General features: G+C 44.9%; 21 protein-coding genes. 9 read left to right on the top strand and 12 right to left on the bottom strand.

Annotation, left to right across the window (positions count from 1 at the left end):
• Positions 1-37: 37 nt before the first annotated feature.
• The 3 genes from FTU40_RS10455 to FTU40_RS10445 all read right to left on the bottom strand — a co-directional run bounded on the left by FTU40_RS10455 (position 38) and on the right by FTU40_RS10445 (position 1,854).
• On the bottom strand, positions 38-793 hold the full coding sequence (locus tag FTU40_RS10455) for a transporter (protein WP_180040766.1): 756 nt from the start codon (positions 791-793) through the stop codon (positions 38-40).
• A gap of 21 nt (positions 794-814) precedes the next feature.
• Positions 815-1,357: a hypothetical protein gene (locus FTU40_RS10450; protein WP_005094976.1), complete on the bottom strand. Its 543-nt coding sequence runs from the start codon at positions 1,355-1,357 to the stop codon at positions 815-817.
• Between the two features lie 128 nt (positions 1,358-1,485).
• Positions 1,486-1,854, bottom strand: coding sequence for an HPF/RaiA family ribosome-associated protein (locus FTU40_RS10445; protein ID WP_005094974.1), 369 nt, complete (start codon positions 1,852-1,854; stop codon positions 1,486-1,488).
• A 1,125-nt stretch (positions 1,855-2,979) separates the two neighbouring features.
• Between FTU40_RS10445 and FTU40_RS10440 the strand changes: the two genes are divergently transcribed.
• The 3 genes from FTU40_RS10440 to FTU40_RS10430 all read left to right on the top strand — a co-directional run bounded on the left by FTU40_RS10440 (position 2,980) and on the right by FTU40_RS10430 (position 5,165).
• Positions 2,980-3,711, top strand: a complete 732-nt coding sequence (locus FTU40_RS10440) for an outer membrane protein OmpK (protein WP_180040764.1) — start codon at positions 2,980-2,982, stop codon at positions 3,709-3,711.
• An 81-nt stretch (positions 3,712-3,792) separates the two neighbouring features.
• Positions 3,793-4,320 (top strand): GNAT family N-acetyltransferase, encoded by a 528-nt coding sequence (locus tag FTU40_RS10435; RefSeq protein ID WP_180001028.1) that lies wholly within the window; start codon positions 3,793-3,795, stop codon positions 4,318-4,320.
• Positions 4,321-4,436: 116 nt separating this feature from the next.
• Positions 4,437-5,165, top strand: a complete 729-nt coding sequence (locus FTU40_RS10430; RefSeq protein WP_180040763.1) for a hypothetical protein — start codon at positions 4,437-4,439, stop codon at positions 5,163-5,165.
• A gap of 108 nt (positions 5,166-5,273) precedes the next feature.
• Here the strand turns inward: FTU40_RS10430 and parE are convergent, their stop codons facing one another.
• Both parE and FTU40_RS10420 read right to left on the bottom strand, forming a co-directional pair.
• Complete coding sequence (parE, locus tag FTU40_RS10425) at positions 5,274-7,154, bottom strand: DNA topoisomerase IV subunit B (RefSeq protein WP_180040761.1); 1,881 nt, start codon at positions 7,152-7,154, stop codon at positions 5,274-5,276.
• Between the two features lies 1 nt (position 7,155).
• Complete coding sequence (locus FTU40_RS10420) at positions 7,156-7,749, bottom strand: YqiA/YcfP family alpha/beta fold hydrolase (RefSeq protein ID WP_180040759.1); 594 nt, start codon at positions 7,747-7,749, stop codon at positions 7,156-7,158.
• Between the two features lie 246 nt (positions 7,750-7,995).
• Here FTU40_RS10420 and FTU40_RS10415 point away from each other — a divergent pair, with 246 nt between their 5' ends.
• The gene (locus tag FTU40_RS10415; protein ID WP_180040757.1) at positions 7,996-9,327 is read left to right on the top strand and encodes a hypothetical protein; all 1,332 of its coding nucleotides are present in this window, start codon (positions 7,996-7,998) and stop codon (positions 9,325-9,327) included.
• Positions 9,328-9,378: 51 nt separating this feature from the next.
• Here the strand turns inward: FTU40_RS10415 and FTU40_RS10410 are convergent, their stop codons facing one another.
• Complete coding sequence (locus FTU40_RS10410; RefSeq protein WP_005094960.1) at positions 9,379-9,906, bottom strand: disulfide bond formation protein B; 528 nt, start codon at positions 9,904-9,906, stop codon at positions 9,379-9,381.
• A gap of 18 nt (positions 9,907-9,924) precedes the next feature.
• Positions 9,925-11,502: a glutamate--cysteine ligase gene (gene gshA / locus FTU40_RS10405; protein WP_074383841.1), complete on the bottom strand. Its 1,578-nt coding sequence runs from the start codon at positions 11,500-11,502 to the stop codon at positions 9,925-9,927.
• A gap of 211 nt (positions 11,503-11,713) precedes the next feature.
• On the opposite strand from gshA, the gene FTU40_RS10400 reads away from it, so the two are divergent.
• From FTU40_RS10400 to FTU40_RS10390, 3 genes are read left to right on the top strand one after another with little or no spacing between them, the layout of a single operon-like run.
• Positions 11,714-12,253 (top strand): DUF924 family protein, encoded by a 540-nt coding sequence (locus tag FTU40_RS10400; protein ID WP_180040755.1) that lies wholly within the window; start codon positions 11,714-11,716, stop codon positions 12,251-12,253.
• A gap of 52 nt (positions 12,254-12,305) precedes the next feature.
• Positions 12,306-12,857: a hypothetical protein gene (locus tag FTU40_RS10395; protein WP_180040753.1), complete on the top strand. Its 552-nt coding sequence runs from the start codon at positions 12,306-12,308 to the stop codon at positions 12,855-12,857.
• Positions 12,858-12,868: 11 nt separating this feature from the next.
• Positions 12,869-14,170, top strand: coding sequence for a DUF445 domain-containing protein (locus tag FTU40_RS10390; RefSeq protein ID WP_180040751.1), 1,302 nt, complete (start codon positions 12,869-12,871; stop codon positions 14,168-14,170).
• A gap of 166 nt (positions 14,171-14,336) precedes the next feature.
• Here FTU40_RS10390 and FTU40_RS10385 read toward each other — a convergent pair whose 3' ends face one another.
• Positions 14,337-14,624 carry a DUF2798 domain-containing protein gene (locus FTU40_RS10385; RefSeq protein WP_005173318.1) on the bottom strand — a complete coding sequence of 96 codons (288 nt, stop codon included), beginning with the start codon at positions 14,622-14,624 and terminating at the stop codon, positions 14,337-14,339.
• 241 nt (positions 14,625-14,865) lie between these two features.
• Here FTU40_RS10385 and argS point away from each other — a divergent pair, with 241 nt between their 5' ends.
• On the top strand, positions 14,866-16,656 hold the full coding sequence (gene argS, locus FTU40_RS10380) for an arginine--tRNA ligase (protein ID WP_100354955.1): 1,791 nt from the start codon (positions 14,866-14,868) through the stop codon (positions 16,654-16,656).
• A 308-nt stretch (positions 16,657-16,964) separates the two neighbouring features.
• Positions 16,965-17,579, top strand: a complete 615-nt coding sequence (locus FTU40_RS10375; protein WP_180040749.1) for an SPOR domain-containing protein — start codon at positions 16,965-16,967, stop codon at positions 17,577-17,579.
• Positions 17,580-17,766: 187 nt separating this feature from the next.
• Here the strand turns inward: FTU40_RS10375 and asd are convergent, their stop codons facing one another.
• The 4 genes from asd to FTU40_RS10355 all read right to left on the bottom strand — a co-directional run bounded on the left by asd (position 17,767) and on the right by FTU40_RS10355 (position 21,502).
• Positions 17,767-18,618, bottom strand: coding sequence for an archaetidylserine decarboxylase (gene asd, locus FTU40_RS10370; protein WP_180040747.1), 852 nt, complete (start codon positions 18,616-18,618; stop codon positions 17,767-17,769).
• Complete coding sequence (locus FTU40_RS10365; RefSeq protein ID WP_074383834.1) at positions 18,615-19,463, bottom strand: sulfurtransferase; 849 nt, start codon at positions 19,461-19,463, stop codon at positions 18,615-18,617. The genes asd and FTU40_RS10365 overlap by 4 nt, the downstream gene beginning before the upstream one ends.
• A 184-nt stretch (positions 19,464-19,647) precedes the next feature.
• Positions 19,648-20,853 carry a nicotinate phosphoribosyltransferase gene (gene pncB, locus FTU40_RS10360; protein WP_100357001.1) on the bottom strand — a complete coding sequence of 402 codons (1,206 nt, stop codon included), beginning with the start codon at positions 20,851-20,853 and terminating at the stop codon, positions 19,648-19,650.
• 118 nt (positions 20,854-20,971) lie between these two features.
• Positions 20,972-21,502, bottom strand: coding sequence for an ankyrin repeat domain-containing protein (locus FTU40_RS10355; protein ID WP_180040745.1), 531 nt, complete (start codon positions 21,500-21,502; stop codon positions 20,972-20,974).
• Positions 21,503-21,585: the final 83 nt, after the last annotated feature.

Here is a 21,585-nt window from a genome sequence, read left to right as displayed (position 1 = left end):
AATTGCGGGTTTCTGATCATCACGAAACTGGAGTGTCCTAGAATAAGAAGGATACGCCTAAACCTGAAAAGTAGCTTCGCTCTGCACCGTCCAGATCAACCCCCACACTGGCATCCAGCTGAACACGGTCATTAAATGCATACATTAGGCCAGTGCCAAGCGCGTATTCATTGTCGATGCTTTCAGCTTTACGGTAAATCAGTTCCGAATAGCCTGACCAGCGATCGGTGATCTGGTAGCCGATCGATGGAATCGCAGCTACGGCCCAATTGCTGTCCTGCCATTCATAACGCATGGTCAGTGCGGTACTGACCAAGTCATTATATTGATACGACACGACAGAACCTAGGCTGTAAATATCTTCTTCATTAGTGAAACCGGCATTGCCTGTTGCAATCATGGCCTCGGCCAGCAAAGCCATACTGAGTTTGTCATCATCCAGATCAATGGCCTTTTTCAGACCAATACTGACATCGCCCAGACCATCATCTTCTTCGGTCTGGCCATTGGATTTAACTTGTGTCCAGGTCGGGCCAGCCCAGCCTAAACGCAATTCCAGATCATCATTGAATCCGGTACGTAACAACATATCTGCACTGAGTGTGGTCGCGGTCTGATCGCCTGACTTGCTATAACGCGCTGTAGGCAAGCCTTGCTCCCAAGCGACATTTCCGACTGGAGTAATTCCAGTACTGAGACCTTCACCTGGTCGATCAAATTCAAAATCTGCTGCGAAAAGTGATGCACTGCAACCAGTCAGTGCAATTAAACCCAAAGTTTTTAATATTGTCATCTTGGTGCTCTTTATTAAAATTTAACCCAGTTCTTTGCTCATTTTTGCGCCATGACTACGCAGGAGTTCTAGCGTCTGTTTTTCTTCATCCAAGGCTTCTGACCAGTTAATTTCATCAAAATCACAATCGAAGAACAGGTCACTAATCGAAGATAAAATGGTCATGCCATCTTCATCTTTGCTATTTGGATCAACTTTTTCATCGAGTAAACGCTGCACGGCAGGTGCACATGCGGCACTTGCAGCATCCCATAATGGGCCATAAATTTCTTCTGCATCCCAGAGATGCAAATTCACTTTGGCCTGGATCAATTCTTCCAGAATTTGTAAATGTACAGCCAATCTTGCCTGTTTTTCTTCAGCTGAAAGTGGGGTGCCGGCTTCATATAACTCGCATACCTCTTCCCACCATTTAAATAAACCATCTGACCAGACCGAAATTACCGGGCCTTTGTCATGATCAATAAAATTTGGATTGAGTCCATCTGCCAAAAGCTGCTTTACCTGATCCAGATTTAATTCTTCGAGTGCTTGCACAAAAAGCTGTTGTTGCGCAGTTAACATGATGGAGCTCACTTTCATTCGTTTTCGACTATTATGCCGAATAACGTGCGGCTTTGTTGCGCTTCTCACTATTATATTTTTATTTCATACAAAAAAAGCCCCGCAGGGCTTTTTAAAATCGGTCAGCATTACTCGTCAATCTCTGCTGCAGTATCTGTATCTGCCAGTGCTAAGGCACCAGGACGAACATTGTCTTTTTTCTCAATCACATGTTCCAGACTGCGTTTTAGCCGGTCAATCGCACCACGAATGGCAGTATCCACATTGTGAGCGCGATGATTGACGACCACGGGTTTTAGCCCTGCAGGACGTGCTTCTATCATGCAGCGAATATCATCATCACCGCCTTTGGCGCCATTTTCATCACTGAGATGGACTGAAAAATGAGTAATACGCTCGCTATGGCGCTGGAATTCTTGATTTAATTCTTCACGTACATAATCAATTAAACGCTCGCTATTCTGAATGTGTTTATCTGTACGAAGTTCAATATTCATAAATTACCATCCTCAATCTTTGTAACTTTTTGAGTGCAAAAATTTTTATCTTGGCACGTTTGTAACTTGCTGTTTCGCATCGCATTTCACTTCTTCAAATGATTGGAATTACGCCCTCCACTTTGAATGATGAACACATTTTTGAGTCTGCAGAACCGTGTCCTTATATCTTGAATATCAGCCCTATCTTGAAAATATGCAAGTCCTATTTTGGCTTTTTAGCAAAAGAATAATGGATTGTGACAACTGTTTACTCAGCTTAAAATAGGGTTATTGACCTCTCTCAATTACATTATCATTCATATGATTTCATCAAAATTGATAGCGAAATATTCTTATAAAAAAGTACAAATAACATCCAGATCACTCTGTTCATGAGCTGAAATAATGGCAAAATCTGAAGAGTTTATCTGAAAATCTCAGGAGCAATAATCAGGTGGATTTTCTGGAGAATATAAGCGTGACAAGCCTTACAATGGTTCTTCCCTCTGCTAGGCTGGTGATTGTTTTCTACTCGTCTTAAAGATTTTCAAAAATTCTTATATCTTCCCCTAAACACAATTTTCTTATGGATTTTTGTATGCAGGAAATGACCGGTCAGGATGATTTCCACACAAGCCAAACAGTTTAATAAATAAACAAAAAACTTTAATTAAAGCTTGAATTTATTACACAAAATGAACAGGAATTTAAAGATTCTGGCAGCTAGAGTCGCTTAAATACCGGCCAAATAGCTTCATCGAGCCAAACATTTTCATGCTTTTTAGCAAAATATTCGCTCTAAAAATACATCGCTATTGTGCTTTCTCTTTTTGATGAATGATGAGATGGCAATCTTGCAAACTCAAAATACTAAAAAAAACAGTGAGATTTAAATTCGATTGAACAGAGTTTCAGCTTTTTTATTTCAATAAAGCTTTCTTGGTTTTTATACTGCCTGATTTAAATTTTTTTTAATAATAATGACTTAAAAACTCATCTCTTATTTTCGGAAATGCCTATCGATGAGATCAAATATTTCCTCATGCTGAAGACTTGGAGATATTTAGGTCAGCGATCAATTTTAACTTTATTTTTACGCATTAATCTGTATGCTTACTCTGCTTTCTTGGGGGAGAGATTTAAATGAAATTGACACAATTCGCGGCACTTTGTGCATTGGCTACCACTGCAACATTTACCCAGGCAAAACCAATCTGGCAAGACTTTAGCCTGACCGGCCTTTATGGTGAAAACTATAAAGTACCTTCAACTCAAGATGAAAAAATTGAGCAAAGCACAGTTACTGCTGAATATGCGGCAGGTTTAAAATATGGTGATTTCTTTGCTTTCGCTGATCGTACTAACAATGATCCAGAAGGTAATAGTACCTATTTTGAGGTTGCACCGCGTTTAAGCTTAAGTGCAGTTTCAGGAACTAAACTTGAAGTTGGTCTAATCAAGGACGTACTCGTTGCGACAACTTGGGAAGGTGGCGAAGGCTTTAATAACTATTTGTATGGTGTTGGTTTTGCTTTAAATGTTCCATATACAAATTATGCAAATGTGAACTTCTACAAAGCTGAAAATGATGGCAGTGAAGATGATTATCAAATGACGATCACTTACGCAGTCCCATTTAAAATTGGCGGTGAAGAGTTCTTGGCTGATGCATTCTTAGACTGGTCAACAGCTGAAAAGAATGGTCACGCAAGTGAGTTAAACTGGACATCTCAGTACAAATGGAATGTAGGCAAACACATTTCTCCAGAAACAAAATTGTATGTGGGTATTGAACATTCAGTTTGGAATAACAAATATGCCATTAAAGGCTTAGATCAAAATGATGTTAGTGCATTGGTTAAATACCATTTCTAATTGATGTATGATCAAAAGCAGAACTCCGGTTCTGCTTTTTTTTAAACTGTGATTTCAGATCAACCTTACCAGAACAAGAATATGCCTGATTTTGACATTCGCCCTGCGACCGAACATGATCTTGAAACCATCCTCGAGATTTATAATCAAGAAGTGCTACATGGCACTGCGACCTGGAACAGAACAGCCTTTGATTTGAACTATTTTAAAATCTGGTTTAAGCAGTTGAAGAATCAAAATTTCCCGGTTTTTGTGGTTGAAGATAGACGAGATCAGCGTGTTGTTGGCTATGCCTGCTATGACCAGTTTCGTAGTATTCAAGGCTTTCAACACACGGTAGAACATTCAGTTTTTCTAAATCCGGATTATGCAGGACAAGGTCTGGGTTCTAGCTTATTAAAGCATTTAATTGAAGAGGCTCAAGCACAGCAATTGCATATCATGGTTGCAGCGATTGATTCAGAAAATATCTCGTCGATTCGCCTGCATGAAAAACTGGGCTTTGTGCAAAGTGCTTATATGCAGCAAGTTGGACAAAAGTTTGGTCAATGGCGCGATCTGGTGCTATTACAACTGAATTTGGAGCAGGCTGAAGTAACGGCTCTTTAAATCTCCTGTTATTTAGACCGGCCTCTCTTTTATTAAACTGGTATCGAAACAGACACTCTATTTACTTCCAAAGCTGGCTATGTTTTATTCAGATCAAAGTCGTCCAGAGTAAAACAATGTATAAATCTCTATGTTGTATTGGTATTTTAACTTTAAGTACACTAACTTTTGCCGATTCAGATTTTGAAAAAGAACTTCGTACAAGCTGCAGTAAAGTGAAGAGCTACGCCAATAATGGCAAAAAATTCTATGATCAAAAACACTATCAACAGGCCATAGCACAATTTAAGCAACAAGCTGCCTGGTCATCTTTTTGTGAAATGAACCGGGATGAAGCTAAAACCTCTTTCTCTGAACAAGCCATTACAACAGCATTTAATAATGTGGGTTTAAGCTATAGCAAACTTGGCAAGCCTCAATGGGCACGTGCCTGGTTCTCCGTTTACCCCGATGCTAAAAGTAGTCAGTTTAATTTAAAACAGCTTCCTCCGCCTAAAAAGGACACTCAACTTGCAGGTACTTATGTACAGCATGCCGGTTTTGGTGCCTGGAGTACGCTGAAAATTATCAAACAGCAGCAACATTATGCGATCGAATATGAAGGTCTCTATATGGGCTTACGCAGTTTGATTTATGGACCAAATCTAGGTGGATTTAATACCACGATGCCACTGAATAAAACACAGGCACAATATCGCTCTGAAGACTGCAAAATCGATATCTCTTTCGGCTTTGATGCCAAACTCGGAAGTCGTGCAGTGCTTAAGCAGAATAGTGGTGATTCAGGTTGTGGCTTTGGGCATAATGTTTCAGCGGCAGGAGTTTTCTTAAAAGTAGAGAATTAATCGGTTTCAGATATAAAAATGTCAGTGCTCAGATCGAAAAAATAGGGCTTAGATTCAAGCCAGCAAAAAGCCCGCAGTTGCGGGCTCTTGATCTAAAAAAGAGTGCTATTACACAATAATATCTGCCAGATTTCCTTTTTGCTCTAACCATTCCTTACGGTCACTGGCACGTTTTTTCGCAAGTAACTTATCCAGTAAACCTGCGGTAAAATGACTATCATCCAAATCCAGCTGCACCAAACGGCGTGTATTTGGATCTAAGGTCGTTTCACGTAACTGGCTGGCATTCATCTCGCCCAGACCTTTGAATCGGGTAATTTGCGGATTTTTGCTTTTGCATTTTTTCAAAATACCATTGAGCTCGTCATCATCCAGGGCATAGTGCACGTCTTTGTTGTCATCAATCCGATACAAGGGCGGCATGGCAACGAATAAATGCCCTTCTTCCACCAAGGTCGGGAAATGCTTGACGAACAGGGCACAGAGCAAAGTTGCAATATGCAGACCGTCGGAATCGGCATCGGCTAGAATACAGATTTTGCCATAACGTAGTTCTGACAGGTCATCTGAACCCGGATCGACACCGATCGCAATCGCGATGTTATGTACTTCTTGCGATGCCAAAACTTCATCCGAAGAGACTTCCCAAGTGTTTAGAATTTTACCGCGAATGGGCATGATCGCCTGGAAGTTTTTATCACGCGCCTGTTTGGCAGAACCACCCGCAGAATCGCCTTCCACAATAAACAGTTCCGACTGATCCAGATCATGTCCAACACAGTCGGATAATTTACCCGGCAAGGTTGGACCGGCCACAATTTTTTTACGTTCTACTTTTTTCGCGGCTTTTAAACGGCGACCCGCTTTGGAAATGGCCATTTCAGCCAGTTGCATCGCGATATCAGAATTCTGGTTTAGCCAGAGTGCAAATGCATCTTTGGCAATATTCTGCACCGTACCTGAGGCTTCACGACTCGACAGACGCTCTTTGGTTTGTCCCGAGAACTGCGGCTCCTGGAATTTCAGCGACAGAATATAGTTGACACCATCCCAGACATCTTCCGCAGAGAGTTTCATATTACGCGGTAACAGATTACGCAGCTCACAGAATTCACGCATGGCATCGGTCACGCCTGAACGTAAACCATTGACATGGGTACCGCCCTGCGCGGTCGGAATCAGGTTGACATAGGACTCCTGAATGCTATCGCCGCCTTCTACATTCCAGCAAATCGCAAACTCGGCACTGGCACGCTCAGCGTCACCTGTTGCAACAAAAGCCGGTGCAGGAATGATTTCACGATCCTCAAGCTCATCCATCAAATAGTCGACCAGACCATTTTCAAACTGCCAGCTGATCTTTTCGTCATTGATCTGGTCAACATAATTGATCTGTAAGCCCGCAGCCAAAACCGCTTTGGCTTTGAGATTATGCTTTAAAGCTTTTAAGGCAAATTTGGGTGAATCGAAGTATTTGGTTTCAGGCCAGAAATGTACCGTAGTTCCCGAGGCACGTTTAGGCGCCTTGCCTGCCAGCACTTCAAGAGGTGCAACCGGCTCACCATTTTCAAAGGCCATTTTATACAGGTTGCCCTGACGCTGAACTTCAACTTCTACACGGGTCGAAAGCGCATTGACCACGGAAATTCCAACCCCGTGCAAACCACCGGAAAACTGGTAATTGTCGGTGCTGAACTTGCCACCGGCATGCAGTTTGGTCATGATGATTTCAATACCACTTTGACCATATTCGGGGTGAATATCGACTGGCATACCACGACCGTTATCGTCGACAGACAATGAACCATCTTTGTAGACGGTCACGGTAATCTTGTTGGCATGTCCGGCCAGCGCCTCATCGACAGCATTATCAATCACTTCCTGCGCCAGATGGTTCGGACGAGAGGTATCGGTATACATGCCCGGACGACGACGTACCGGATCCAGACCAGATAAAACTTCAAGAGATTGAGCCGTATATTGAGACACGTTATTCGGTTTCCTTTTTTATGCAGTCCAACAAAAACTGTAAAAGCAGCGGAATTTTCTCCGCAAAATCATCCATCCCGTGACTGCCATTTGCTTCGGTCATCAGCATTGCAGGGGGACGCGCAGCACTATAATAACGATGTGCTTCACGATAATCCAAAACTTCATCGCCTTGTTGCAGCAGAACCAGCATTTTGTCTGCATCTTGTGCAACTGGCAGGGCCAATTGTTGCAGTTGTCGAAGATCCACATCATCCAGACACCAGTTCGGATGCACCTGCAAAGGCAGTTGCTCGTCAAACAGTTCACGAAACAATTGCCATGGTCGCATTGCCGGATTAATCAGTACAGCAGGCACAGCATGCTGTGCGACCAGATATGTCGCATAGAATCCGCCGAGACTGCTGCCCACCAGCGCCACATCTTGCATTGACTGAATCCGCTCGGAAAGCTGCTGAATCGCGGCCAGTGGCGACATATTTAAATCAGGCAAATGCACATGAACCCCGGGGTATTTTGCACAGTAGTGTTGCAGCAATGTCCCCTTGATCGAGTGGGCATTACTTTTAAAGCCATGCAAATAAATGATATTCATGAACTACCAACAAAAAACCCATTCATCATCAAAATTTAATTTAAAAAATGTGAAGTACACTACATTATAAGACCCGTTAATTACTTAAATTGTCTGACAAAAAAGCCAGAAGTATTCTGTAATTCTCGCTATTTTAGAATGAAGGCCTCAATATCTGGAAACTCGACAAGAAAAAGAATTTATACCGCGAAGTTCTTTAAAAAGAAAGATGACAAATCATGCGGCTCATTGAAAGGACAGCATCAGATGCCAAGTTTGACACCGTTACATGAAACCTATTGTCGCTGGGACCGAACCCCACCGAGTCAGGCCGATGTACTGGAAGGTCTGGCGCAGCTGGTGACGACGCGCTTTAACGACGTGATTCAGGAACTGATCAAAAATATTCAACGTGAAATTTTAATGAGTATTTTTGGTTTAAGTGAAAATAATTCACAAAAAATTCAGAATATTCCGTCGATTGCCCGGCTCTATCAAATGTCCTATGACATGCTGTTTCATTATGGCAATACCCTGATTGCACCCGGTCTACGCCAGATTATTGAACGTTTTCCCAAACTGCATAATAAGCCGCTGACGCCTTCCTTGCATTTTCTGGTCAGTGCCTTAAATGGCATTATTGGGGATTATCTGCTGAAATATCAAAACCCTTTGGCCTTGCCCATGGTGATCTATGATCATTATGGCTCATTGCAAAATGGTGAGCTGAGCGGACGGATTACCCTGTTTGTACATGGCTTATGCATGAACCATTTAGACTGGTCAAATCGAAAATATGAAGGGATTGGAGAAAAATTACTGGCCCAGCGCGACCGCAATACCATGCTGTATCTGAATTACAATACTGGTCGGCGAATTTCAGCCAATGGCCGCAGTCTGGCCAATACCTTGCAGGATCTGGTCGCTCGCAATCCGAGAATTACCAGTATTGACCTGATCGGGCATAGCATGGGGGGTCTGGTCTCTCGTAGTGCGCTGTTTTATGGCAAGCAGAATATGTATGGCTGGATCAATATGGTGGAGAATCTGGTCTGTCTCGGTTCACCGCATCATGGTGCTGTTCTGGAACGTTTTGGGTTTAGCTTGCAGGACAAACTTGGACATTTCCCGCTGATCCGGCTGATTGGTCATCTGGTCAATATTCGCAGTAATGGGATTCTGGATTTACGCCATGGCAGCGTCCGTGATGATGACTGGGAGCATAATGCGCTTCGGATCGGCTTTATGGATGACAACCGTAAACCTGCCCCGATCCCGTCGCATATCGACACCTATCTGGTTGCGGGTACGATCGAATTTGAAAACCGCAAAAACAAGACCCTGCACGTGATTGGCGACTATCTGGTCAGTATCAAAAGCGCTTTGGGCGAGCATCCCAATCCGCGTTTCCAGCTCAAAGTTCCGGATGCCCACAAGGCTATTTTCTATGGCTTGAACCATTTCGAGATTCAATATCATCCGCTGGTCGCCGAACAGGTGGCACGCTGGTTCTATCCAAGTGTAGAAGATGAAGCCTTTGATCAAATTCGTGAATATACAATTGATCTGGAAAGTCTGGAAGGTATTGCCCTGACTTAACTTTCAGCGCATTAACAAGCCCTCAATTGAGGGCTTGTTAATGCGAACTTATTAATATTTATCTCTGAGCCGTTTAACCGGTGCAGTTTTATATTTGCGCAGCAGTTGCCATAGACTGACCAGCAATAAAATACTAAAGAAGATCAGAGACCAGACCGGCAAAGATTGCCCCAAGAAAGTCCAGTCAATGGTGGCACACTCGCCAGAACCATTGAGTACCTGTTGCAATACCGACTGCATTGGCAAGGTTTCCAGCCAGTATTCCAGGCCAGGACCACAGCTCGGCACCTGATCTGGGGGCAGATTCTGTAACCAGACATGCCGGGCAGCAACGCCCACAGACCATAAAATACTCAGCGAACCTAGCAAGGCATAGAGCCGCTTCATGATATTGGATTTAGGGTTATGCAGACATGCGATGAGTGAGATGATCCCCAGTCCAATTAATCCCACACGCTGAAACACACAGAGTGGACAAGGCGCCAGGCCCTGTACATGCTCAAGATATAAAGCAAATGCCATTCCAATGACAGCAGCCAAAAATAACATACCACTCACGAAGCGATAACCCCATTGCATGGTGAATCCTCTTATTTTTTATCGATATTGAGCTAAATAATCAGCAAAACTGACGCTGCTATCTTGCTCGAGTTGCTGTTGTTGCTGCAATGACTTTTGTGACATTTCTTCAAAATAAGCCAGTGTTTCCGGGCTAAGCTGGTGTGCTTCATAAACACTGCTATGTTGCTGAGCCAGATGCTGGCCAAAGTGCCACATACTGCCTTGAGTGCGTGTATCGCCCACCACCAGGGCAGATAAAGTTGCATCAACTTCATCAACCCGAATCTGCATCATTTTCATGGCATTGCTATACAGGTCGGTTGCATAGGTCTGATTGAGCAGCTCGGCCAGAGGCTGCATGCGTTGCAGATGTATGGCACACCAGTCTTCAATCGGATAGCATTGACCATCTGCCAGAATTGCAGCATTCGGCGCACGGCCACGATTTACCACTTCGGTCTGATTCTGCTCAATGATCTCCTGCTCCTCACCGAAAAGTGCTGGACTGTCCTGCAATAAACAATACAAGGCCACCACTTCCAGGAAGCCGGCGGTGTCTTCATTGATGCCAATCGGGCTATATGGATTGACATCGACTGCCCGCAGCTCGACATAGGCAATCCCGCGATTTTCCAGCGCTTGAGATGGGGTTTCACCCTCTTGTGGCACCTGCTTCGGACGTACCAGACTGTAATATTCATTTTCGATTTGCAGCACATGATCATTGATCTGAGTCGGCTGGCCATCTGCTGCATTTAGTCCAAGACGACTAAAGGGTTTATACGGTGTTTTGACTGCTTTTTGCAGTCCTTCTAGATAGTCTTGCAAGTTATTATAGTGAATGCCGAGCTGTTTCTGGGCTGAGTTCTGGTAGCCAAATCGTCCCATACGCAATGCTGTCGCATAAGGGGTATACAGGGTGCCTTTTACCAAGGGCAATAGATGATGATCACGACCGGTCATAAAGCACTGGCAGACTGCCGGACTGGCACCGACCAGGAACATCACCAGTGGGGTCAGACGAATAAAGTTACGGATCAGCCCCATATAGCGGTGGCTGCGATAATCCTGCAGGCTTAAGTCCTTGAGTGCTTCATCCTGCTCCTGCTGCTGTAAGGCTTCGAACAGATGATCCGGGAAAGACAGGTTATAATGCACCCCTGAAATGGTCTGCATACGGCGACCATAACGCACCCCCAAGCCATGACGATACAAGGTTTTAAATAAGCCGATATTCGAGCTGCCATACTGCGCCAGCGGAATACTTTCATCGCGGCTATCCAGCATGCAGGGCATCGACATCGGCCAGAGTTTTTCCTCATTTTCCAGATGACGATGCACAATCGCGTGAATATCAGTGAGATAGTCCAAGGCTTTTTTGATCGTGTCCTGCGGCGGCGTAATGAACTCCATTAAGGCTTCAGAATAGTCTGTGGTGATATGTGGATGAGTCAAGGCTGAACCCAAGGCACGCGGATGCCCTGCCTGTGACAGGAAACCATCACTCTGCATACGTAAGCTTTCACGCTCAATACCACGCAGCATGCCTTTGATGAGTGACGACTCTACCCAGGTCGGTAACACATTTTGGGAAGTCGGTTCAGGTTGACTCATTACAATCTCGCTTAAAGGGGCTAAACTATTAAATTAAAATCATCAGTTTAATCAGTATAACGTGATTTCTGGCCGGCACATGATAGGCTGTCTAGTTTTCAGGCAAACTATTGATTTTTAATTTGGCAATTTTTTAACACAAACTTCCTCTATAAGACATGTGAAATTTGTGATTTTATAATTAAATGAGCAGAGGCAAACAATAAAGCATATGAATTATCAAGATTTTTTAGACTTCTGGTTTTCCCCGGCCGCAGAACCGAACTGGTTTGTTAAAAGCGCCGCCTTTGATGCCTTACTGGCTGAAAAGTTTAGTGTCTTGCATCGGCAGGCCGCACAAGGCGAATTATGGACCTGGCGAGAAACGCCAGCAGGCCGGGTGGCCGAAATCATTATCCTGGATCAGTTATCCCGTAATTTATATCGCAACGATCCACGTGCTTTTGCTCAAGATGGTATGGCTTTGGTCCTGGCGCAGGAAATGATCCAGCTAAAACTCGATCAAGCGCTTGATCCAGTCTACCGCCGTTTTTTATACATGCCCTTTATGCACAGTGAGTCAGCACGTATCCATGAAGTGGCATTGCAGCTGTTTGAAGCGCTGGATAATCCAACTGTATTGGACTATGAGCTAAGACATAAAGTGATTATTGACCGTTTCGGACGTTATCCGCATCGAAACCAGCTTTTAGGCCGGGAATCGACCGCGGAAGAATTAACTTTCCTGACCCAGCCAGACAGCAGTTTTTAAGAGTTTTTAAACCCCGCTGTCTGGACTGGATCATTGCATCAGGAGATCGAACATGAAATATACCCTCTGCGGGCTGGGTCTCATTGCGGTAGTGGGTCTGAGTGGCTGTGCAACGACACCCTCAAAGCCTTTAAGCTTTGATCAGTTAGGTCAATATAGTACCACGCCCCTCAACAGCAGCACCTATCGCATCAGCTTTCAGGCTCGTCCCAATATGAGCTTTGGTACTGCTGAAGAAATCACCCTGCTCAAAGCCGCACAGACCACTGTGCAAAATGGCTTTCAGTTCTTTAGAGTGCTGGATGATCCAAGTAACCGTACCCAGCAACCGCCACGTCAGGCGATCGTCTATCCGGCACCGAGCTATTATCCATATGGTTATTACCGTCGCTATCCGGGGTTCTGGCCAGACCCGTTCTATGACCGTCCTTATACTGTCACCCTGGATCCTGCTCAGGTGGCCTATACCATTGAATGCTTCAAAGCCGGTCAGGCACCCAGTGATGCTTTCGATGCGCGCTTGATTTTACAGTCACTTGGGGCTAAATATGGTCTAAGTCCATCCGGCGCAGTGCTGCAACCGCAACCGGCCAATCCCTCTTGACAGGATGATCTATGCAGACAGAGCGTATCTCACCGAGCTTACAACGCAGTAAACGTTTTGCGACCATCGCGCTGGTGGTCGCGGTACTGATCTGGTTGGCACTCATGCTTGCTGCCAAGCTGCTGCCAGAATATGTCTGGCTGATTCATATCCTGATGCTCTCTGCAGAAGCCGGTGTGGTCGGTGGTCTGGCTGACTGGTATGCGATTACTGTACTGTTCCGTAATCCTTTTGGCCGCTTGCCGATCCCGAAATTTTTACGTGACCATACCGAAATCATTCCCCGCAACAAGGCCCGTATTGCAGAGTCAATGGGCCGTTTTGTGCAGGAAAATTTTCTTTCTCCGCAAATTGTACAGCGCAGTCTGGCCAGTACCGACTTGAGTCTGGCCGCGGGGCGCTGGCTGGCCAATCCGCAGAATAATGCCCAGGTCACCCAGGTGATCCAGCAAACCGTGCCTAAAGTTTTTGAATTTGTCGGGCAGGAACAGATTGCCGGATTTATCCAGAATAATAGCGTGCAATGGGTCAAGAATACCCAGATCAATACCCTGGCCAGCGAGATGCTGCGCGCCGTACTCGAAAATGATTTCCATCAGGATGTACTGCAACGCGGCCTAGACGTGGTACATGCCTGGATGAGCTCACATCCTGAAGAAACCCGGGAACTGACCCGTAACCTGTTCAAGGAAATGGGAGTCTGGAAACTGGCCAAAGGCGCGAGCTGGATCGGGATTAATGTGCAGCAACGCAGCATTGATTCTGTCATTCAGAGGGTTGAAGCGATGCTGGCCGATCCGGATCATCCTTGGCGGCTTAAAATTGAGGAAACTGGACATCACTGGATGTTGCAACTGGCCGACAACCACAGTGAAGCCAGCCAGCGTCTGAATGAAACCAAGGATGCCTTGCTCGATAGCCCGCAGGTGCTGAATTTTATCAGTGGTGCCGTGGTGATTTTATGTGATGCCATTAAAGAGGATTTGCAAAAACCGTATTCCGGTATTGCCGAGAATCTCAGAATTGCGATTCAGCAGGTCGGAGAAAATATTATCTCGAATGCTTCGGTACGTGAGCTGCTGAATAAACGTCTTAGCGGGATCGCGGTGGATCTGAGTGATCAGTACAGTGAAAAAGTGATTCGTTTCATTAGCGAGCGCATTCACGAATGGGATTCGACCGAGATGATCGACAAGATTGAAAATGAAGTCGGTGGCGACCTGCATATGATCCGGGTCAATGGTGTCGTGGTCGGTGCCTGTATCGGTCTGGTGCTCGGGATTATCCGGGCGGCGGTGGAGCATCTGATTTAAAAACCATTTTCTCTTTGATACAGCTTGGCTCTTCAACAGATTCAGGCTGTTTGGGGACAGAATAAAATCAGCCCAACCTTAAAAATAAAACCTGCCTGCCCTATTTTTCACATCGGCATTTTTAAAAGGCTGAAACCCTTACTATTGTCAGAGTTGTTTTAATCAATCACTTCGGTGCTTGAGGGCCGGACATATCCACCAATAGTCCGGTAAATTTGCGGACAAAAGGTAATAAGGTCACCACGACTGGAAAGGCAATTGCCCAGGAAATCATCCAGTTGTGAAACCAAAGTGGCATGAATCCATCAATCCAGCCTAAATTGCGCAGCATATTGATCATGGAAATGATGCCACTCATCAGACCAGACAAGATAAACGGCACAATAATCAGTGCCCATTTCGCCGGAAGTTTAGGAATATTGCCAATAATGGTCGGATGTTGTTGCGAATCCACGGACTGCTCTTTTTCTATATTTTAAGATCACTAATATAAGCCAAATTTTATACTTCTGAAGGTGCATTTTTATTAAAATTGATGTTATTTTCACCCGATTGATCACATTCTCCCAAAGACCAGATTGTAAAAAATCTGTGGAGTGATCGTATAATTTTTATTCCCTAGAAATGCTTTTACCTAAAGAGCATGAAATTTGCTATATTTGCTGTTTTTCTGCGACATTTATTTTCGACTGATTATGAACACGGCAATCCAAGCAGCTCTAGAACATGCAGTGCAATCCCTTCAAGCTGAAGGTGTCCTCCCATCTGACTGGAAAAACAGCAGTAGTTTGACGCGTACCAAAGACCGAACACACGGTGATTTCGCCTCAAATATCGCGATGATTGCCTCTAAAGCTGCGGGTATGAAGCCGCGTGATTTAGCAGAAAAAATGCTTGCGGTTCTTCCTGAAGTGGCGGATATCAGCAAAGCGGAAATCGCAGGTCCTGGTTTTATTAACTTCTTCCTCAATGCAGACCAGCGCTTTGTGGTACTCGATCAGATTCAAGCACAGCAAAATGCTTATGGTCGCACCCAGGTCAATGCGGACAAACGCATTCAGGTTGAATTTGTCTCTGCCAATCCGACCTCTAGTCTGCACGTGGGTCATGGTCGTGGTGCCGCGTATGGCATGACCGTTGCCAATCTTTTAGAGGCGACTGGTGCCAAAGTAGATCGCGAATACTATGTCAATGATGCTGGCCGTCAAATGGACATTCTGGCCACTTCAACTTACCTGCGTTATTTAGAGTTAAATGGTCAGGAACTGGTCTTCCCGAAAAATGCTTACCAAGGCGACTATGTCAAAGAAATCGCGCAAAGCATTATTGACCAGGATGGCGATGCTTATGTCCGCCCGGTTGCGGATGTGTATAAAGATGTACCGGAAGATGTGCAATTCGCTGCTGAACTGGATGCAGATGGCAACAAAGTGGTGGTGTCTGGCGACAAAGAAAAGCACATTGATGGTTTGATCTTTAATTCTCAGGCGTTGATTGGTACAGGCTATCGTGTCTTCCTACAGGCAGCACTCAAAGCGATTCTGGATGATATTAAAGATGACCTGGGCGAATTTGGTGTCACTTTCAACCAATGGTTCAGCGAAGAATCATTAACCGACAAAATTGAAGAAGCCTTACAGACCTTAGATCAACGTGGTTTCCTGTACGAAAAAGATGGCAATATCTGGTTCAAGTCGACTGAATTTGGTGATGAAAAAGACCGTGTGGTGAAACGCCGTAATGGCCAGACCACCTACTTTGCCTCTGACATTGCCTATCACCTGAATAAATTACAACGTGGCTATACCGATATTATTGATATCTGGGGTTCCGATCACCACGGTTATATCGCACGTGTAAAAGCAGCGATTGATGCGATGGGCTATGACTCGAAGAAATTAACGGTGCTTCTGGTTCAGTTTGTCAGCCTGTGGCGCGGTGGCGAGATGGTACAAATGTCATCTCGTTCAGGTCAGTTCGTGACCTTGCGTGATCTGCGCAAAGAAGTCGGCAACGATGCTGCACGTTTCTACTATGTGATGCGTAAATCTGAACAACACATCGATTTCGATCTAGACTTAGCGGTGTCGCAAAGCAAAGACAACGCTGTATATTACATCCAGTATGCGCATGCCCGAATCTGCCGTATGTTAGAAAAAGCGGCCTCTACAGGCGTGAATTTTGACGCTGCGGCAGCGCGTACTCTGGCGGCCCGACTCGAGCTGGATGCTGAAACTGAAGTTCTGGCTAAACTGGCTGCCTATCCAGAAATTCTGGTGCGTGCTGCAAACAGCCATGAGCCACATCAAATCGGCAACTACCTGAAAGAGCTGGCAGCCTTGTTCCACGGCTGGTACAACGACAATAAAGTACTCGGTGATGATGCTGAACTGACTCAGGCGCGTTTACTGTTATCAGTGAACGTACGTCAGGTATTGCGTAATGGCTTAGAACTTTTAGGTGTGTCTGCGCCTGAGAGCATGTAAGCAAAGCACCGCTTTGCATGCTCGCAAGGCGAAAGCTTCGCTTGAGTAAGCATGTATAGATTGTTTTGCATGCTCGCAAGACAAAAGCTCTACTCGAAGCCACAACGAAAACTGTTGTTTTAGCTGTTCAGAAAATACCTGGCTAGATTCTGCCAGCTATTTGAAAAAATAGTTCAAGTATAAATCTGGTGTGCAGTTTGATCTAAATAATGACATTTGGATCTTAATCACATAGGATGAAATAATAGTCAGGCATAACCACTGTTATGCCTTTTCTATGAGGCAACCCCATATAGAGGAAATCCCAAGTGTTTGGAAAAACGCAACGCGGTGTATCTGAAAGACCGAATAAGCCTAAAAAGCCACTGATTCCGACCTGGCTCGGCACACTCGTGATCATTTTAATCGTGTTGAGTTTTTTAATGGCACTGATGTTGTGGAAGCCATGGGAACCGGTTAAGCCTAAAACTCAAACGACTACAGCATCTGTCCAGGAAGAAGACACCAATAAGGATTACCGTTTTTACGATTTGTTGCCACAACAACAAGTAACTCCGATTCCTGAACAGGCGGTACCTGAAGCTAAAAGACAGGATACTGTGGTGATTGTAGAAGCACCTCGACCTGAAGTTCCTGAAGCTGCAGCAAGCACTGAACCTGGCTTAGAAGCCAGCGAAGCACCAGTTGCAGCTCCGGCCAGCTATATTCTGCAGGTCCGCAGTTTTGATGATCCGGATCAGGCCGATGCCCGCCGTGCGGAAATTATTCTGAATGGCCTGTCTGCTGATGTGGTCAGAAGCGTAGAAAATGGCAAAGTCTGGTATCGCGTGGTCTCAGGCCCTTATGACTCGGCTGATGCGGCACTGATTGCCCAGCAGACCTTGCAACACAGTGGCATTGATTCGATTGTGGTGAAACGCTAAAGATTTAAATGAGAAAAAGCGCCTGATGGCGCTTTTTTTATTTAAATCTTTCTCTAACCTTCTCCTTAATAGAAGAGGAAATTCCTCCTTTTTAAAGGGAGACTGAGGGGGATTTTTATTTATTCTAAACTAGAAAATATTTAATCCCTCCAACCTCCCTTTAATAAAGGGAGGCTAAAAGCAGCTTTTAAACCGTATGCCCCAATGCTTCACCCATATTCACCAAAGAATTGGCATTGAACGCGGCATCCCACTGCATTTTATTTTCTTCAAATAAAATCACTGCAGTTGAACCGAGGTAGAACCGGCCCAGTTCCGCACCTTTTTCCAGGAACAGATCATGCTGGTTTAACTCGATCCGACCAGAAGGTTTAACCTTGCCAGTAGCCACCGTTTCGATACCGGCCACAATCATCGCACCAACCAAGACCACGGCCATACGGCCAATTTCAGTATCAAACAGGCAGACCATGCGTTCATTGCGGGCAAACAGACCCGGAATGTTTTCTGCCGTGACCTGATTGACCGAGAACAGTTCCCCCGGTACATATAAAGTTTCAGTCAAAGTCCCTGCAAATGGCATATGCACACGGTGATAATCACGTGGTGACAAATATACTGTCGCAAATTCACCATTCTTGAAGGGTTCAGCCAGTTGCGGGTCAGCAATCAGCGCTTCTACAGTAAATTTTTGACCTTTGGCCTGAAACACATCGCCATTTTCAATTTTACCCAGCTGGGAGATCGCCCCATCCGCAGGTGAAACAATGCTGCTGGCATCTGGATCAACTGCACGAATCCCTTGTTTCAGGGCACGGGTAAAGAATTCATTAAATGATTTGAATTTCAAGGCATTGGCCTGTTCAGAAATCGACATATCAATGCCGTACTGTGCCTTAAAGGCAGTAATTACAGCCGTTTTGATAATCGGGTTTTCGCTGGCAGCAATTTTGCCGACCACACGAGACAGGCGATGTTGCGGTACTAATCGTTGAGCTTTAATAAAAAACTGTTGTTTTAAACGTGATGTGATGCTCAAGATGGCACCTCCCCTGTAGCGATTGGACTATTGAGGCGATTGCCCCATTCACTCCACGCACCATCATAGGCTCGAATTTTCCAGCCCAGTAAACGGCCCAGAATATAGGCCAAACCTGAGCGATGATGGGACTGGCAGTACACCACAACCGGCTGAGTCAAATCAAAGCCCAGTTGTTCCAGACGCTGCTGAGTACGTGGTAAAGGCTGCAATTTTAAATGATTTTGCCGGTTAAGTGCAGTACTCCATTCAAAATGACGTGCTCCCGGAATATGACCGCCGCGGCGCGCTGCCAGACGCAGGCCAGTATATTCATCTTCAGTGCGGCAATCCCACAGTTGAACTTGTTCATTTTCAATGAGCTGGTGTAATTCATCATAGTCAATCTGAAACTCTGATTTTTGCTCGAGATTGACAGGAACTAAATGACTCACCGGGCTAAATATTTCCTGATCGGACGAGGTTGGCAAACCTGCACCTAGCCAGGCATGAATCCCGCCATTCAATAGACTGGTATTTTCAAAACCCAGACAATGCAGATTCCAGAGTAAACGCCCGGCCCACGCCCCGCCCTCATCATCATAGGCCACCACATGATGCTCAGGCGAAATATTCAGATAAGCAATGAGGGCCTGCAAGCCTTCTACATCCGGCAATAGCCCCATCGTATGATCTTCCTGACGAACCAGCAGCTTGGGTTGTAAATGCAGGGCATGTGGAATATGCAACTGCTCATACACAGAAGCCCGGCTGAGGTCGACAATACGAAGTTTTTCATGGCCCAAATAGGGAACTAAATCTTCTGCCTCGATCAGCAGACCAAAATTAAAAGCTGAAGCTGTCATCGTTATCATGGCTATGATGGGTCAAATTGTTTTGATCTTAGCACAGCTCATTTTTACACTTATGCGGTTTCTTTTAAGATGATTAGCAGGATTTTAGATAAGTCATGCTAAAAATCCATCTCGTATAAAAAAAACCGCCCCTGTAACGAAGCGGTTTTTAAAATTACTCATGTCTAAAATGTGCTTAAGCAGGTTCAGTGATCTCGAAAACCTGACGCAAATAAGCCAGGAAAGTATCATTATCGGTCATGGTTTTGCCCGGGCTGTCTGAAATTTTTGCCACCGACTGACGGTTACATTCCACCAGTTTCAATACGATATTTAAGGGGGTTTGGCCCATGTCGTTGGTCAGGTTGGTGCCAATCCCGAAACTGACCTGAAAACGGTCTTTAAAGTATTGATGCAGTTTCCAGGCTTTTTCCAGATTCAGACCATCACTGAAAGTCAGCATTTTGGTTTTGCTGTCAATTTTCAGTTTTTTATAATGTGCATAGGCCTTGTCACCCCAAACATAGGGATCACCACTGTCATGACGCAGGCCGTCAAACAGTTTGGCAAAATACAGGTCAAAATCACGCAGGAAAGCATCCATACCGACCACATCAGTCAGGGCAATACCTAAATCACCACGATATTCCTGTACCCAGGTTTCCAGCGCAGATTTCTGGAAATTACGCAGACGCACGTCAAGCGCCTGAAATGCTTGCAGGAATTCATGCGCCATGGTGCCAATCGGGGTAATTCCCAATTCTTTCGCCAATAACACATTACTGGTACCACGGAAGACATGTGGTGCAGCCTTGTTGAATTCTTCTACCACATGCTTTTGCCATTCGAAACTATAACGGCGACGTGTCCCAAAATCCGACACTAAAAATGGCGGATCATGTGGATGTTGCGATGCATCGTATTCTTTTAATAATTGTATTTTCGCCTGTAAACGGCGCTCACCTTCAGCCAGCACTTCAGGACTACGGATCCGGCTAAAATACAGTTCATTGACAATTGCCAGTACGAAGATTTCAAACATCATCGCCTGAACCATCGGGCCTTCAATGGTGATATCTAAACGACCTTCGCTATCGATACTGGCCTGAATAAAACGGCGTTTCAGTTGAAACAGTTCCAGATAATCGACGAAATCGCTCTTGATAAAACGCAGACTTCTTAAATATTGCAACTCGTCTTCTTTGAAGTTGAGCTGACACAACAGATCAAGTTGATGATTGAGATCATCCAGAATATCCGTCAGTGGATAGACTGTATCTTCCAGATTACGACAACGGAAATGGTAGACACTATGCGTTTGCGGAAACTTGTGTAATACCACTTGTAACATGGTGAATTTGTACAAGTCAGTATCTAACAGGGAACGGATAATTGGAGCCATAACTAAGGAAATATCGCTGTGCTTATCTCAACATTAAAGCATAAAATTTTATGTAATATTGCAGGATTTACGTACAGCTAGCTGAATTCGCGACAAAAGTATCAGAGTATAATGGGTTTTATTTTGACAACTGGCCTTGGGTTTTCCCCTGTTCCTGAATGATTTTCTGCAGCTGTTTTTCCTGACCAATCACCTTGGCAAATTCGGCTGTGGTCTTTTGCCCGGTCTGCTTGGCTTGGGCATCACAGTCGACCTGACGCAGCTGTTTGGCAATCGCAAATTCCATTTTAAACAGTGCCCCCATCAATGCGGTATTGCCTTTATTGTCGCGGGCGCAGCGATCAGCACCATGATTGAGCAAGGTCGTCACAATAGTTTGATGGCCATAATAGGTCGCCATCATCAGTGGGGTAAAACCGGCACTATTGCGTACATCAACAGGAAAACCATACTTGAGAAATTCATGAATCACTTCGTCATTGCCGGTTTTGGCTGCGGCAAAAAACAATGCAACTAATTCCTGTTGTGAGCTCATCTGAATATTGTCCACAGTTTTAGCAGGGGAGATCTCCTTGGCGGTGGCCACGTTTGCGAATATGGAACCTATCGCGAGAATACTGGCTAAAACTGCATGCTGCATAGCTTTCATGATGAACTCCAACAGAAATCAAATAGAGACATGAATCGAAAATGATTCTATTCAGATTAGATAAGATGAGTAAAACGTAGTGC

The sequence above is a fragment of the Acinetobacter sp. YH12100 genome (genome assembly GCF_013419135.1).
In the GTDB taxonomy this organism is placed as follows: Bacteria; Pseudomonadota; Gammaproteobacteria; order Pseudomonadales; family Moraxellaceae; genus Acinetobacter; species Acinetobacter pseudolwoffii.
The sequence above is the reverse complement of the archived record's forward strand: the minus strand, read 5'-3'. Positions and strand labels throughout refer to the sequence as shown.